Raw genomic sequence first — 14,977 nt, forward strand, 5'->3', positions numbered from 1 at the left:
GCTGCCCAGCAGCGTCGAGCCGTCCTTGCGCCAACAGTCAGGCCAGCGCGGCATCCGCCTGCGCACTGAACTGGCGACTCCACAAGCGGAAATACTGCCCGCCCTGACTCAGCAATTCGTCGTGGCTGCCATCCTCGATCACCCGGCCCTTGTCGAACACCAGGATGCGGTCCAGGTGTGCGACGGTCGACAGCCGATGCGCCACCACCAGCACCGTCTTGTCGCCCATGATTTCGTCCAGTTTGTCCTGGATAAAGCGCTCGGTAATCGAGTCGAGGCTCGAGGTTGCTTCGTCCATCACCAGGATCGGCGCGTTCTTGAGCAGCACCCGGGCAATGGCGATGCGCTGGCGCTGGCCCCCGGACAACTTGACGCCCCGCTCGCCCACCAGCGACTCGTAACCGTCTTCCATGCTGTCGATGAATTCGCTGGCACCGGCGCGATGAATCGCCTCGGCCACCTCCTCCATCGAGGCATCCAGGCGCCCGTAATGAATGTTCTCGCGAATGCTGCGGTGGAACAGCCCCGGCTCCTGGGGAATCAGGCCGATTTGCTGGTGCAGGGAATGTTGCGTGGCGTCGCGCACATCGACGCCATCAATCAGCACCGCGCCCTGCTGAACGTCGTAAAGACGCAGCAGCAGGTTGAGCAGCGTGGATTTGCCCGAGCCCGATGAACCCACCAGCCCGACCTTCTGCCCCGCCGGAATGAAAATATTCAGGCGCTGGAAGATCGGCTGGTCAGCACCGTAATTGAAGCCGACATCGCGAAATTCGATATCCCCGCGCTTGACCTGCAACGCCGTTGCACCGGGTCGGTCGATCACTTCATGGGGACGAATCAGCGTGCGCACCCCATTGGCAATGTTGCCAGTGGCCTCGAAGAACTCGAGAAAGCGCCGGGACAGGTTGCCGACGTCGCTGATGATCAGCAGCGACAGGCTGGTGGACATGACAAACGCGGCGATGTCGATGCGCTGGTTGCGCCACAGGTACAGCGCCAGCAGCAACAACCCCAGCTTGAGCACCACGCCGCAACTGGTCTGGAACCAGCGAATCTTTTCCATGTAGCCCAGCGAGCGATAGGCCGCCGCCACTTCCTTGTCGAGAAACCGGCCCAGGTAGCTGTGCTCGAAAGCGTGGCGGGCAAACAGGCGAATGTTGGCCAGGTTGGACACCGCATCCACCACCTTGCCCGAGCTGGTGCTGCGCGCCGCGGAGTACTGTTGCGCCAGTGGATGGCTGCGCCGGGCCAGCAGGTAGCACACGGCGATAAACAGCAGCGACCAGCCGGCCATGAACAGTGCCAGCAGGGGTGAGGCTGTCCACAACAGCACCGTGGCCAGGCTCAGGGTCACCAGCAGCGGGATCAGATCGAACAGCAGGATGCTCAGGGTCTGGTTGACCCCCAGGGCGATTTCGGAAACCCGGTGCGCCAGGGCGCCGGCGAATTCGTTGCTGATGAAACGGTGCGAGTGCTTCTGCAAGTAGGCAAACACCACATGGGTGACTGTGCGCCGCTGCAACGGCAGGACGTGGATATGGCAACCGGCAGCGGCCCGAGTGAACAGCACTTCCAGCACCAGCAGTCCGCCGAACAGTGTCAGCGGCCACTGCAACACTTCGAACGCGCGCTCGGCTTCCAGGCCATTGCTGACGGTGCGGGTAATCTGTCCCAGCCCCCACGGAATCAACAGGGTGCAGATGACCGCAGCGATCTGCAGCAGCAGGATCGCCACGTACCAGCCCTTGAAATTGCCGATGAAAAATCGCACGAAAGCCCCGGGTGTCGCAGGCAAGTGCTGCACGTTCCAGTGAAGTTTTCGGTGATCGGATGGGGGCAGCGATGAAAAGGACCAAGTCATGACCAAGGGCATTCCTGAATAACGCCTGTGGCCGCGCAGCTTTCAGGCAAAAATGGGCACACGCGGTGCCCGGTTCAATGGTGCGAGTCCAGCCCCGCGCTTAAAACAGCCCCGAAGTCGGCGGTGGCGTGCCCTTCAATTGCCAGGCCCCAACGGCCGCGGCTTTCCAGTGCCGCGGGTTGTGATTGGCCACGGTGCGCGCATTGCGCCAATGGCGGTCAAGGTTGTGCGCGCGGCCGGTGGTGGACGCGCCACCAACGTCGAACACCAGTTCTGCGGCCTTGAGCGCCGACTCGGCCGCGATGTATTGCGCCTGGGCGACGGCAATGGCCGCCTGGTCCACGGCCTGGGGATCGAGGTCGCCGGCCCAGGCCCGATCGATCGCCTCGGCTGCGCGCAGCACCACCGCTTCGGCCGTGAACGCACGGGCCGAGATGTCGCCGACACTGAGCTCGACATAAGGATCATCCACCGACCGCGAGGCGCTGCTGTGCTTGATCGGGCGCGCGTGATCGTTGGCAAAGGCCACGGCATCGTTCAGCGCATTGCGCGCGATGCCTGCCTGCACGGCGGCCAGGAACAACTGCAGGAACGGCGTGACGATCGTGCGCTTGCCCTCCTCCACGGTGCGGGTGCGGATTTCATCCGAGCGCACCAGCACATCATGCAGGTGAGTGGTGCCGCTGGCCGTCAGGCGCTGGCCCATCGCGTCGAAGTCATCGAGCAGCTCCAGGCCCTTGCGGTCACGCGGCAGGATGAACGACACCGGCTGCTCGTTCTCATCGAGAGCGACGGCGCTGACCCAGTCGGCATACAACGAACCGGTGCTGTAGTACTTGCTGCCAGTGGCCCGATAGTGCTCGCCGTCGCGCACGATCCGCGCGCTGATTGAACCGTTGGCGCCACCGACTTCCCAACCGGCATTGCCCACCACGGCGCCTTGCAGATAGCGCTCGAACCAGCGTTCGCGCTCGCCCTCAGCGCCCTCGGCACCAGACGCCAGCAAGCCCTCGATAAAGCCGAAACCGGGACGCAATGCCTGGGCGACATTGGAGTCGGCCGAAGCGATGCGAATCAGCAAGCCGATCACATCCCTGACCGAGCCTGCGGCGCCGCCAAAACGGGTCGGGATGCGGGTGGTGAACAGCCCCGCCTTGGCGATCTGTGCCACAGCCTCGTAAGGCAGTTGCCGCTCACGCTCGCGCTGCGCCGCACCGGCGGCAATCAGCGGCAGCAACACGTCCGCCCGGGCATTGAGTTCTTCCACCGAGGCAACCGGGGTCTTGGGTACGGCAGTCAACGTAGTCATGGCAATTCCTTGTTCAAGTCGAGCTTAAATGGCGATTTTCCAAAGCCGGGATTCATCGAACAGCCACCCCGGGTTTTCCGGTTCCAGTGGCGGCACGACCAGGGTCACGCCAGCGCCCGGCAGACGCGGCACCGCGCCGAGCAGACGCTGGGTGTATTCATGCTGCGGGCTGTGAAAGAGCGTCTCGACCGAGGCGCTTTCGACGACCTTGCCGTGGCGCATCACCAGCACTTCATCGCTGACGTGCCGGATCACCCCAAGGTCGTGGGAGATGAACAGATACGCCAGGCCCAGGGAGGCTTGCAGATCTGCCAGCAGGTCGAGCACCTGGGCCTGGACCGACACATCAAGTGCCGAGACCGGCTCGTCGCAGATGATGACTTTAGGGTTACTCGCAATGGCCCGTGCAATGGCCACGCGCTGGCGCTGGCCGCCCGACAGCTGCAAGGGGCGACGCGCGGCCAGCTCCCTGGGTAGGCGCACCTGGGTCAGTAATTCTGCGATCCGAACGGTCTGCTGCGCGCTGGCAATGCCGGCGACATCCAGCGCATCGGCGAGGATTTGCCCGACGCTCCAGCGCGGGTCGAACGAACTCAGCGGGTCCTGGTAGATCACGCTGATGTCCCGTCGGTGCAGACGCCGCTGCCGTTCCTCGACCCGCTGCGTGCCCGCACCGGACCAGGGCTGGCCGAGAAACCGCACCTGGCCGGCATCCGGTTCCAGCAGGCCAAGGACGATGCGGGCCACGGTGGTCTTGCCGGAACCGGACTCGCCGACGATGCCCAGGGTGCGTCCGGCGCGCAGCTCGAAACTCACCCCATCGACCACCTGGCGCGACTGCTGGTCAGGCCCGACGTAACGTTTGCCCAACTGCGTGGCTTGCAACACCACAGGGGCGTCCGTGCCCGGCCGGGGTGGCGCGACCACGGCCGTGCGCTGCGGTGACAGCCGCGTGCCCCGCGCATGCTCGGCCGGCACCGCGTCGAGCAAGGTGCGGGTATAGGGATGGCGCGGGTGGCGCAGCACCTGGTCCATCGGCCCCTGCTCGACCACTTCGCCGTGGCGCAGTACCAGCACCTCATCGGCCAACTGCGCGACCACGGCCAGGTCGTGGCTGATGATCAGCAATGAGTCGCCGCGCGCCTTGATCTCCTGCAGCACTTGCAGAATCTGCGCCTGCACCGTGGCATCCAGCGCCGTGGTCGGCTCGTCGGCGATCACCAGGCCAGGGCTCAGGGCCAGCGCACTGGCGATCAGGGCGCGCTGACGCAGGCCGCCGGACAACTGATCCGGTCGCTGGCGGGCACGCAGCTGCGGTTCGGGTACACCGACTTTTTCCAGCAGTTCGATCACCCGCCCGGCGCGGCTGCGACGGTCACCCCAGTTGTGCGTCTTGAGCACCTCGAGGATTTCCTTGCCCACCGGGCGCAGCGGGTCCAGCGACACCAGCGCGTCCTGCAGGACAAAACCGATGCCTTTGCCGCGCAAGTCGCGCCAGCTGCGTTCGGACAACCCGAGCAGATCCTGCCCGCCGTAACTCAGGGTCCGCGCGCTCACTCGCGCACCGGCTCCCGCCAGGCCGATCAGGCTGCGGGCGGTGACGCTTTTGCCGGAGCCGGACTCGCCCACCAGGGCCAGGGTCTTGCCCGGGGCCAAGGTGAACGACAGATCTCGCACCACCGACTGGCCGGCAAACTCGATGGACAGGCCCTCGACGATCAGATGTTTGTCACTCATGTCAGACGGCCCTCCAGGCGTTGTTGCAGGTAACGGCCAGCGACCGTGGTCGACAGCGTGGTCAGCACGATGAACAGCCCGGGGAAGAACGTCAGCCACCAGGCATTGGCAATGAAATCGCGGCCCATCGACAGCATCGTCCCCCACTCCGGCGCCGGTGGCCGGGCGCCAAGGCCGAGGAAGCTCAAGGCGGACGCCCAGACGATGGCCTGGCCGACGCCCATGGTCAGCGTGACGATCAGCGGGCGCATGGCGTTGGGCAGCAGTTGGCGCGTGATGATCTGCAGGGGTGGATGGCCAAGGGCTTTGGCCGCCTCGATGTACCCGGCATTGCGCACCGCCAGCACCTGGCCGCGGACCATTCGCGCATAGCCCGGCGCCCCGCCCAACCCGGTGGCCACGATCAGCGGGCCAATGCCGCTGCCGAACACCGCCACGAACAGCAGCGCGAGGATCAGGCTGGGGAACGCAAAGAGAATTTCCAGCAACCAGCCGACGCCGCGATCCAGGTAAGCGCCCCCCAGGCCGCCGAACAGACCGAGGACGATGGCAATGCTCATCGCCAGGGCGGTGGCGGCCAGGCCAATGAACAACGACTGTCGGGTGCCGTGGATCACCCGGGAAAAGATGTCGCGCCCGGATTGATCGGTGCCGAACCAGTGCGCCCAACCGGGTGGATGGAAGGCATCGTGCGGCACGATCGCCAACGGATCGCTGTGGGCGAACCACTGCGGCAATAGTGCCGCGATGATCAGGAACGCGAGAAAGCTGAAAGCCAGTAACGGCCCAAGGCGCCACTTGCCTGCACTACGCTGCAGCCGAGTGCCGGGCAGCGCTGCTTCGAGGGTGAGTTCACTCATGCCGACTGCTCCTGTTGGCGCGGGTCGACCCACAGGTACAGCAGGTCGACGAGGATGTTGGCCAGGACGTATCCGGCGGCGACCACCAGGCTGATGCCGATGGTCAGCGGCAGGTCCTGAGCCTGCACTGCCTGGTACAACTGGCGACCCAGGCCCTTGCGGGAAAAGATCACCTCGATGACCACCGCGCCGCTGATCAGGGCGCCAATGGCCCAGCCCGACAACGAGATGCCGGGCAGCACCGCGTGACGCAACGCGTGCCTGAAACGCACTGCCGTGTCGCTCAGGCCGCGGGTGCGGGCGGTGAGCACGAAGGGTTGATCCAGGGTCATTTCCAGCGACTCGCGGGTGACCTGCGCGATAAATCCGGCCAGCGGAATGGCCAGCGCCACCGACGGCAACACCAGCGTGCGCCAGCCATCGCTGCCGGCTGGCGGGAACAGGCGCAGGCCGAAGGCGAACACCGCCAGCAACAGGATCCCCAGCCAGAAATGCGGCAGCGCCGCCGACAGCGTTTCGGCCAGGGAAGCCAGGCTCGACACCCAGCGCCGGCGTCCCGCCGTCAGCACGGTGAGCGCCAGCACCAACACCCAGGCCAGCAACAGCGAAGTGAGGGTCAGTTCCAGCGTCGGCCATGACTGCTCGGCGAGCACCCGGGTGACTGGCAGATGCTGGGAATAGGACACGCCCAGGTCGCCCTGGACCAACCGACCCAGGTACAGCACGTATTGCACCGCCAGGGGCTTGTCCAGGCCATATTCGCGCTTGGCCTCGGCAATGGTTTCTGCGGTTGGATTGCCGCTCGGCCCGCCCAGGATCGCCAGCACCGGGTCCCCCGGCATCAAGCGCAGGGCGAAAAACGTCAGCGTGGCGACCGCCCACAGCACCAGCACGCCTCCCAGCAGGCGCCACAGAGCACGCCGACCCAGACGAACCAGGCGCTCGCGGCGCGGGTTGGGCCGTTCAGTGGCAAGGGTTTCACTCGTCATTTGTTCACCCATGCGTCATAGAGGTAGGTCACTGCCAGGGAAGGCTCCAGGCGCACGCCCTGGGTGGTCTTGTAGATGCCCAGGCGCGAGCTCTGCGGGTAGGTCGTCAGTTGCAAGTACTGACTGGAAGCCAGCTGCTGTGCCCGGTAATACAACGCTCGGCGCTGTTCGGCGTCCTGGGTGGTCAAGGCGCCCTGCACCAGGCCTTCGAACACCGGATCGGTGTAGCCGGCGGTGTTCTGGTGATAGCCACCGACGCCGGCCGGGCTGATGAAATCGGCGCCGAAGATGATCCGTAGCACGTCGGCGGTGTTGGTGTTCCAGTAGCCCAGACGGATGTCGTAATCCCAGTCAGCCTGGCGCTTGGTGCTCTGCACGTCGCTCATCTGCTCGACGATCAGCTCGAAGCCGGCCAGGCGCGTGGTCGCCTGTACCTGCTCCCACAGGGTGTATTCCGAGGGCGGCGTGCGGTTGCCCATGATCACGCGCACCTGCAAGCGCTTGCCGTCACGGGTGCGATAGCCCTCGGCATCGCGCGTGGTCCAGCCGGCTTCGTCCAGCAGCCGTGCGGCCCTGGCCGGTTGGTAATCCTGGGCATGCTGGAAGTCCGGGCTGTAGAAACGCGTGGCCGAACTGAGCGGGCCGCCTGCCCGGGGAAACTCATTGAAGTAAACGCTCTTCAACGCCCCCTCGACATCGGCACTGCGCACAAACGCCTCGCGTACTTTCAGGTCATTGAACGGCGCGCGGGTGATGTTCAGCGTGCCGTTGGTGGGGTTGCCGGGACGCTGGTCGATGATCAGCGCCAGGTCCGGATTACGCCGGGCGGCTTCGTGGGATTCGGGCGGCAGCGCCTCGATCACATCCACCTCGCCGGCTTGCAGCGAAGCAAAACGCACCGATGGCTCCTGAATGAATTTCCACACGATACGCTCGAGCCACGCCGGGCCCTGGTGTTTGGCGGTGGGCGGCGCCCAGTTGTAATCGGCATTGCGTACAAACTCGACCTGGCTCTGGCGATCCCAGCGCACCACCTTGAACGGCCCGCTGCCCACCGGGCTTTCGCAGTTCACATCACGCGGGCGCGCCAGTGCCGTGGGCGACTGGATACCGAGAAACCCTTGGGCCAGCACCTCCAGGAATGCAGCATAGGGTGTGGCGAGGTGCACGACCGCGGTGTGCGCATCCACCACGTCGGTGCTGCGGTACTGGCGGATGTAGCCGCCGGCCGTACTGGACTGGGTCTTCGGGTTGGCCATGTGATCGAGGTTGGCCTTGACCGCTGTCGCATCGAACGGTGTGCCGTCGGTGAAGCGCACGTCATCGCGCAGGTGGAAGGTGTACGCGAGGCCATCGGCGGAAACCTCCCAGCGCTTGGCCAGCCAGGGCCCGATGCGGCCTTCTTCATCCATCGACACCAGGGAGTCGAGGTACTGCTGCGCGACGAACACTTGCGGCATGTCCCCGCCCACATGGGGATCAAGGCAGGTGGGTTCACGGTCAGTGGCGTACACCAGGGTCCCGCCGCTGACCGGCTGATCGCTGCGGACAACAGCGGATTGGTCCTGGTCGCAACCCATCAACAGGCTGCACATCGCAGCGAATCCAAGGAGGGGCAAATGCTTGAGCGACAAGCTGGATCGGCGGTCGCAAGGTCGCAAATGAGGGGCAAGTAATCGCATGGGTCCTGATGCCTATAGTCCGGGAACAGGGCTATTGCACAAGGCATGCCGGGTTTTTTCGGCAGTAAACAGGGGGTTTTCGGCGCGAATCAGGCCTATGAGCAAGGCCAGAAAGAACAATGTGCTTAGCAGGTGTTGATGGGCCAACAGTTGCAGTCAGTTTAGGCAAGCGTACATCCGGGATGATTGGGGCGTGCATCAGTGCGTATCGCAAGCCTCAAATCGCCAGTTGCAGATAGAACGCCACAGGCGCGCGTTCGGCTTCCAGGGTCGGGATCGCGTCGATCAGTGCCCGGGTGTAGGCATGTGCGGGACGGTCGAACACGGTACGCACCGAGCCGGACTCGACCACCACGCCGTCCTTCATCACCAGCACCCGCTCGCTGACGTGATTGATCACCCCCAGGTCATGGGAGATGAACAGGCAGGCCAGTCCCAGGCGCCGCTTGAGGTCGTCGAGCAGCTCGAGAATCTGCGCCTGCACCGACACGTCCAGCGCCGACACCGGTTCATCGCAGATCAGAATCTGCGGTTGCGACGCCAGCGCCCGGGCGATTGCGATGCGCTGGCGCTGTCCGCCGGACAGCTCAATCGGCCGACGTACCAACAGGCTGGCATCGAGGCGAACCAGATCGAGCAACTCCACGGCCCGCTTGCGCCAGTCATGGCGCGGCAGCCCCCCCACCGCCAGCGCCTCGAACAATACCCGCTGCACGGTGTAACGTGGATCGAAGGAGTTCAGCGGGTCCTGGAACACCACCTGCACCGCACGCCGCGCCTGGCGCTTTTGCCTGGCATCGAGTGCCGACCAGCGCTGTCCGTTGATCCAGACATCGCCCGCGTCGGCGCTTTCCAGCCCGAGGATCAGGCGGGTCAAGGTCGTCTTGCCCGAACCCGACTCCCCGACGATGCCCAGGGTCTCGCCGCGACGCAGCTGCAACGACACCTGGTCCAGCACCGTACGCCGACGCTGGTCCGGGCCAATAAAGGATTTGCTCAGGCCGCGAGCTTCAAGCAACACCTCGCCCCGGGGTTCAAGCTCGGGCTCCACCACCGCGAGCAGTCTGCGCGCTGGCTGGAAATGCACCGCCCTGGCGGCCCGCAGCAGGGACTGGGTGTACTCATGCTGCGGATCCTGCAGCACCTGCTCGGCAGTGCCCTGCTCGACGATGACTCCATGGCGCATCACCGCCACCCGATCCGCCAGGCGCGAGACCACGGACAGGTCGTGACTGACCATCAACAGCGCGTTGTCGGCGCCGCGCAGGCTTTCCAGCAGGGCGATAACCTGGGCCTGCACCGTTGCGTCCAGGGCCGTGGTGGGCTCGTCGGCAATGATCAGCCGTGGATTGCAGGCGATGGCCGAGGCAATCAACGCCCGTTGCCGCAAGCCGCCGGACAACTGCCACGGGTATTGGCGGGCGCGCAGCTCCGGCTCGGGTACGCCAACATCGCGCAGCAGCTCCAGCACTCGCAGCCGGCGCGCTTCCAGGCCCAATGCCGTGTGCAGCTGCAGCGGCTCTTCGACCTCGGCACCCACCCGACGCAACGGGTCCAGTGCACCCAGCGCGTCCTGCATGACAAAGCCGATACTCGCCCCGCGCAAGCGCTGCCAGTCGCGCTCGTGCAGCTGCCGCAGGTCGATGCCCTGGAACGCCAGTTTGGCAGCATGTACCTGCGCGCCCCGGCCGGTGAGCCCGGCCAGGGTCCGCGCGGTCACGCTTTTGCCCGAGCCCGATTCGCCCACCAACGCCAGGCATTCACCACGATGCAATTGCAGGCTCACGCCATGCAGCACTGGTTGCGCCTGGCCGAATCGTACGGTCAGGTCGCGGATATCAACCAACGGGCCGAGGGTCTGGATGTTTGCATTCATAGCGGTTTTCCTTCGCTGCGACGCAGCAGTTCGCGGCCGATGGCACTGATGGAAACGACGGTGAGGGTGATGATCAATGCCGGCCAGGCCACCAGCCACGGCGCATTCGCCAGGAAGCTGCGACCGATCGCCATCATCGCGCCCCACTCCGGCGCGGGCGGCGGCGCGCCGAAGCCTAAGAAACTCAAGGCGGCACCGGCGGTAATGGTCCCGCCAATGCCAATGGTGGCGAGGATCAGCACCGGCTTGAACGCATTCGGCAGGATATGCCGCAGCACCACCGCCAGCCGCGACTGCCCGAGGGTCACCGCCGCTTCGACATAACCGGCATGGCGCACATTGAGCGTCTGCGCGCGCACCAGCCGGGCATAACGGGGAACCCCGGCAATGCCCACCGCAAGGATCAGGTTGGCCGTGCCCTGGCCGAAAAACGTGATGATCACCAGGGCCAGCAACAGGTCCGGAAACGCCAGCAGCACATCAATGCCGCGCATCAGCGCCGCGTCCAGCCAGCGCGGCCCAAGCCCCGACGCCAGGCCCAGTACCGCGCCCCAGGCCAGGCCCAGCGCGGTGGCGGCCAGGCCCATGAACAACGACGAGCGCACCCCGTGAATCAACCGGCTGAGGACATCCCGGCCATTTTCATCGGTGCCCAGCCAATGCAGCTCGCTGGGTGGCTGAAACGCCAGCCGCGCCGACGCGTCCAGCGGATCGAACGGCGCCAGCGCCCCCGGAGTCGCGGCAGCCAGCAACAGCAGCAGCACGAACAGCCCGGCCAGCCACAGACCCGGGCGCACCTGGCCGAGCCTGGCCAGGCGCAACGGCCGATAACCGCCCTCGCCCGCTGCCGGTCCCACAATCACCGTCGCAAGTGTCTGCGCCATTCACCTTTCCTTTTGTCGAGCCCAGTCAGTCTGCGTGCGCCTCGGGTCACGGCGCGGGATTGGGAATTCGCTGGTGGATCGCCTGGACCTGCGCCCGCACCTCGTCGCTGAGCGTGACGTCCAGCGCGCCGAGGTTGTCGCGCAATTGCGCCAGGCTGGTTTGCCCGGTCAAGGCACTGGCCACGAACGGCTTGTCGATGACATAGGCCAGCGCCAGTTGCGCAGCGCTCAGGTTGTGCTGTTCGGCGATCTGCACATAACCGGCGATGGCTTCCTGCGCCGAGGCACTGTCATAACGGTTGAAGGTGCGATACACCGAAGACAGCCGCGAACCTTCGGGACGTGCGCCCCCCAGGTACTTGCCGGTGAGCGCACCAAACGCCAGGGGCGAATACGCCAGCAGGCCGACACCCTCGCGATGACTGAACTCCGACAGTCCACCCTCATACAGCCGATTGAGCAGGCTGTAGGGGTTCTGCACGCTGACAATGCGCGGCAGCCCCAGGCGCTCGCTGTGCTTGAGAAATTCGGCCACGCCCCAGGGCGTTTCGTTGGACACCCCAATGTGCCGCACCTTGCCAGCCTTGACCTGCTCGGCCAGCACCGTGAGCGTTTCCTCGATCGCGACGCTCTCAGCATCGTCCTGGTAAGGGTATTCACGCTGGCCGAAAAAGTTGGTCTTGCGATCGGGCCAGTGCAGCTGATACAGGTCCAGGTAGTCGGTGTGCAGGCGCTGGAGACTGCCGTCCAGGGCCTCGACGATGTTGCGCCGATCATGCCGGCTGAGGCCATCGCGAATATGGTTCTGCCCTGCCGGATCCCGCGCGGGACCGGCGATTTTACTCGCCAGCACCACGTCGCCGCGCCGGCCACTGTTGGCCAGCCAGCTGCCGATGTAGCGCTCGGTGGTGCGCCAGGTGTCGGCCTGGGTCGGCGTCGGGTACATCTCGGCGGTGTCGATGAAATTGATGCCTTCGGCCAGGGCCAGCTCGATCTGCTGATGGGCATCGCTTTCGCTGTTCTGGTGGCCCCAGGTCATGGTGCCCAGGCCCAGCACGCTGACTTGCAGATCACTGTTGCCTAATTGACGGTAACGCATGGTTCATCCTTTTGTTTAAACAGAGAAACGCCCAGGCTCAGGCCCGCAGCGCGTATTGATTGCCTGGAAACGGTAAGCCAAGGTGCTCGCGCAAGGTGCTGCCGGTGTATTCGTGACGAAACAGGCCGCGCTTTTGCAGCAGCGGCACCACCTCATTGACGAAGATCTCGACGCCGGAGGGGAACATGTCCGGCATGATGTTGAAGCCGTCTGCGGCGTGCGCCAGGTACCAGTGCGACAAGGTCTCGGCGACCTGCTCGGGGGTGCCCACCAGCAATCGATGGCCTACCAGGATGCGCCGCGACAATTGGCGAATGCTCAGGTTTTCCCGCCGCGCCAGGTTCAACTGTGCCTCGAGAAACCCCTGGGAGCCGCGCTCGAAATCCGCCACCGCGCCAATGCGCTCCCACGGCAGCGGCGCGTCCGGATCCAGCTCGCTGGCGGCAATGCCGACCCGCCCCGCTACCTGTTCCAGCAAGCCGTGTTCGCCGTGCCAGGCATTGAGCTCATCGAACCGCGCATGGGCCTCGGCCTCGGTACTGCCGATCACCGTCGACAGGCCCGGCATGATCTTCAGGTGCTGCGGGTTGCGTCCCCAGCCGCGGGCGCGTTCTTTCATTTCCTGATAGAAAAACTGCCCGTCTTCGAGGGTGGTCTGGGTGGTGAAAATCGCATCGGCGTAACGCGAGCCCAGGGCCTTGCCACCCTCGGACGAACCGGCCTGCACCAGCACCGGCCGGCCTTGGGGCGAGCGCGGGACGTTCAAGGGGCCCTTGACGCTGAAGTGCTTGCCCACGAAATCGATGGTGTGGACTTTTGCCGGGTCGGCAAAACGCCCGGAGCGCGCATCGCCGATGATTGCGTCGTCTTCCCAGCTGTCCCACAGCTTCACCGTGACGTCGATGAATTCGTCGGCGCGGGCGTAGCGATCTACGTGCAAGGGCGCGCCGGCGAGACCGAAGTTCTGCGCGGCGGCGTCACCGGCATTGGTCACCACATTCCACGCCGCGCGCCCACCGCTGATATGGTCCAGCGAAGCGAAGCGCCGGGCGATGTTGAACGGGTCGTTGTAGGTGCTGGACGCCGTGGCGATCACCCCGATGCGCTGGGTGGCGAGTGCCACGGCGGTCAGCAACACCGTCGGCTCCAGGCGCCCGGCGGGCTGGCTGGCGACATCGCCACCCAGCGCCGGACCGTCGGCCAGGAAGATCGCATCCAGGCACCCGCGCTCGGAGATCCGCGCGATGTTGCGGTAGTACTCCACGTCCAGATACGCCGTGGCGGGCACTTCGGCCGCACGCCAGGCGCCCGAGTGCGCGCCGAAGCCGAGGATGTTCATGCCCAGGCTCATCTGTCCTTCACGGGTATTGCTCGATACTTTGCTCATACGGCACTCGCTTCGTCACGGGCGCCGCCGGCCTGCTGCCCGGCATCGGCTGCCTGCAGCTGGCGCCAGGCGGCGTTGGGGCTGATGTGGTTGAGGTAGTAGTTACCCAGCGCACGCTCGCGCAGGATCGCCGGGTTATGCGAGGCCAGCGTGCGGGCATTGCGCCAATGCCGATCAAGACGTCGCGACTCGCTGGTGGCGGAGGCCCCGCCCACTTCAAACAGCAAGGTGGTGGCTTCCAGCACTTGTTCGAGCACGATCTGCTGCGCCTGATAAGCGCGAATTTCCGCCTCGGTGTAATGCTGCTCGCTGGCATACCCGCCCTGCTCGGCGTCATGCACCTCCTGCAGCACCTGCGCCACCGCCAGCACCTGGGTACGGGCGGCATAGGCCAGGCTGGACAAACGTCCGATCACCCGCTGCACCAGCGGATCGTCCTTGGGGCTGGACTGCCCCGGGATGCCAAAGGCGCGGGTCCGGCCCTGGACGAACCCGGTGGCGTCGCGCAGCACCGCATTGGCGATGCCGGCCAGCGTGGCGAGGTGGAACAGCTGATAGAAAGCGGTCAGGTACGATTCGGCGCGTAATTCGTCTTTCTTGAAACGACGGACGATGTGCGCGGCAGGCACCTTCACCCCGTGGAAGCGCGTGGTGCCACTGCCCGTCAGGCGCTGGCCGAAACCGTCCCAGTCGTCCTCGACCGTCACTCCCGGCGCATCGGTGGGCACCGCCACGCTGACAAAATCATCGCCGTCCAGGGCCACCGCCGCAATCCAGTTCGCGTACAGCGTGCCGGTGCAATAGTACTTCTCGCCATCGAGCAGCCAGCCCGCCTGGTCGTTGCCCGGCTCCACGGCGCTCAGAGTCACCGAGTTGCGCGTGGTGTCGCTGCGCTCGGCCATGGCCGCGCCCCACAGTTGCCCATTGACCACCTTGGCGAACCAGTAGTCCTGGGAATCGCGATCGCGGCTGGACAACCGGCCCTCCACGAACCCGAAATGCGCCCGCACGATTTGCGGCAGGTTCGAGTCGGCTTCACCCAGGTCAATCAACAGGCCAAACAACTGCGGCAGGCTGGCCCCCACGCCGCCCTGCGCCACCGGCACGCGCAATGCGCCAAACCCCGCTGCGCGCAGCCAGCCTACCGCCTCATGGGCCAGTTCGCGCTGCTGTTCGCGCACAACGGCAGTCTCGGCAATGCGCGCAAACACGTCGGCAAAACGCTGGCGCAACAGGGCGTCGGTTACTTCAGGAGAAATCGGGGCATTCATGGTTTTTCCTTTTTCGTAG

General features: G+C 65.4%; 11 protein-coding genes. All 11 read right to left on the bottom strand.

Going from position 1 to position 14,977, the window contains the following annotated elements:
- Positions 1 to 37: 37 nt before the first annotated feature.
- Entirely contained in the window at positions 38 to 1,864 is a 1,827-nt protein-coding gene (locus IMW75_RS22145; protein ID WP_205893769.1) for an ABC transporter ATP-binding protein, read from the bottom strand.
- Positions 1,865 to 1,964: 100 nt separating this feature from the next.
- Positions 1,965 to 3,173: an acyl-CoA dehydrogenase family protein gene (locus IMW75_RS22150; RefSeq protein WP_205893770.1), complete on the bottom strand. Its 1,209-nt coding sequence runs from the start codon at positions 3,171 to 3,173 to the stop codon at positions 1,965 to 1,967.
- A 24-nt stretch (positions 3,174 to 3,197) separates the two neighbouring features.
- Positions 3,198 to 4,910, bottom strand: coding sequence for a dipeptide ABC transporter ATP-binding protein (locus IMW75_RS22155; RefSeq protein ID WP_205893771.1), 1,713 nt, complete (start codon positions 4,908 to 4,910; stop codon positions 3,198 to 3,200).
- Positions 4,907 to 5,770: an ABC transporter permease gene (locus IMW75_RS22160; protein ID WP_045057843.1), complete on the bottom strand. Its 864-nt coding sequence runs from the start codon at positions 5,768 to 5,770 to the stop codon at positions 4,907 to 4,909. The genes IMW75_RS22155 and IMW75_RS22160 overlap by 4 nt, the downstream gene beginning before the upstream one ends.
- Positions 5,767 to 6,759: an ABC transporter permease gene (locus IMW75_RS22165; protein ID WP_045057850.1), complete on the bottom strand. Its 993-nt coding sequence runs from the start codon at positions 6,757 to 6,759 to the stop codon at positions 5,767 to 5,769. Before IMW75_RS22165 ends, IMW75_RS22160 begins: the two co-directional genes overlap by 4 nt.
- Positions 6,756 to 8,354, bottom strand: coding sequence for an ABC transporter substrate-binding protein (locus tag IMW75_RS22170; RefSeq protein ID WP_237142312.1), 1,599 nt, complete (start codon positions 8,352 to 8,354; stop codon positions 6,756 to 6,758). The genes IMW75_RS22165 and IMW75_RS22170 overlap by 4 nt, the downstream gene beginning before the upstream one ends.
- A 304-nt stretch (positions 8,355 to 8,658) precedes the next feature.
- Entirely contained in the window at positions 8,659 to 10,317 is a 1,659-nt protein-coding gene (locus IMW75_RS22175) for a dipeptide ABC transporter ATP-binding protein (RefSeq protein WP_045057841.1), read from the bottom strand.
- The gene (locus IMW75_RS22180) at positions 10,314 to 11,201 is read right to left on the bottom strand and encodes an ABC transporter permease (RefSeq protein ID WP_045057840.1); all 888 of its coding nucleotides are present in this window, start codon (positions 11,199 to 11,201) and stop codon (positions 10,314 to 10,316) included. The genes IMW75_RS22175 and IMW75_RS22180 overlap by 4 nt, the downstream gene beginning before the upstream one ends.
- A gap of 46 nt (positions 11,202 to 11,247) precedes the next feature.
- Entirely contained in the window at positions 11,248 to 12,300 is a 1,053-nt protein-coding gene (locus IMW75_RS22185) for an NADP(H)-dependent aldo-keto reductase (protein ID WP_205893773.1), read from the bottom strand.
- Positions 12,301 to 12,337: 37 nt separating this feature from the next.
- Positions 12,338 to 13,687, bottom strand: coding sequence for an LLM class flavin-dependent oxidoreductase (locus tag IMW75_RS22190; RefSeq protein ID WP_205893774.1), 1,350 nt, complete (start codon positions 13,685 to 13,687; stop codon positions 12,338 to 12,340).
- On the bottom strand, positions 13,684 to 14,958 hold the full coding sequence (locus IMW75_RS22195; RefSeq protein WP_205893775.1) for an acyl-CoA dehydrogenase family protein: 1,275 nt from the start codon (positions 14,956 to 14,958) through the stop codon (positions 13,684 to 13,686). Before IMW75_RS22195 ends, IMW75_RS22190 begins: the two co-directional genes overlap by 4 nt.
- Positions 14,959 to 14,977: the final 19 nt, after the last annotated feature.

Origin of the sequence: Pseudomonas gregormendelii (genome assembly GCF_017114825.1) — a bacterium.
In the GTDB taxonomy this organism is placed as follows: Bacteria; Pseudomonadota; Gammaproteobacteria; order Pseudomonadales; family Pseudomonadaceae; genus Aquipseudomonas; species Aquipseudomonas gregormendelii.

Coding starts and splice junctions, on each gene's coding strand:
- IMW75_RS22145 (WP_205893769.1), bottom strand. CDS start 1,864: ATGACTTGGTCCTTTTCATCGCTGCCCCCATCCGATCACCGAAAACTT.
- IMW75_RS22150 (WP_205893770.1), bottom strand. CDS start 3,173: ATGACTACGTTGACTGCCGTACCCAAGACCCCGGTTGCCTCGGTGGAA.
- IMW75_RS22155 (WP_205893771.1), bottom strand. CDS start 4,910: ATGAGTGACAAACATCTGATCGTCGAGGGCCTGTCCATCGAGTTTGCC.
- IMW75_RS22160 (WP_045057843.1), bottom strand. CDS start 5,770: ATGAGTGAACTCACCCTCGAAGCAGCGCTGCCCGGCACTCGGCTGCAG.
- IMW75_RS22165 (WP_045057850.1), bottom strand. CDS start 6,759: ATGACGAGTGAAACCCTTGCCACTGAACGGCCCAACCCGCGCCGCGAG.
- IMW75_RS22170 (WP_237142312.1), bottom strand. CDS start 8,354: ATGTGCAGCCTGTTGATGGGTTGCGACCAGGACCAATCCGCTGTTGTC.
- IMW75_RS22175 (WP_045057841.1), bottom strand. CDS start 10,317: ATGAATGCAAACATCCAGACCCTCGGCCCGTTGGTTGATATCCGCGAC.
- IMW75_RS22180 (WP_045057840.1), bottom strand. CDS start 11,201: ATGGCGCAGACACTTGCGACGGTGATTGTGGGACCGGCAGCGGGCGAG.
- IMW75_RS22185 (WP_205893773.1), bottom strand. CDS start 12,300: ATGCGTTACCGTCAATTAGGCAACAGTGATCTGCAAGTCAGCGTGCTG.
- IMW75_RS22190 (WP_205893774.1), bottom strand. CDS start 13,687: ATGAGCAAAGTATCGAGCAATACCCGTGAAGGACAGATGAGCCTGGGC.
- IMW75_RS22195 (WP_205893775.1), bottom strand. CDS start 14,958: ATGAATGCCCCGATTTCTCCTGAAGTAACCGACGCCCTGTTGCGCCAG.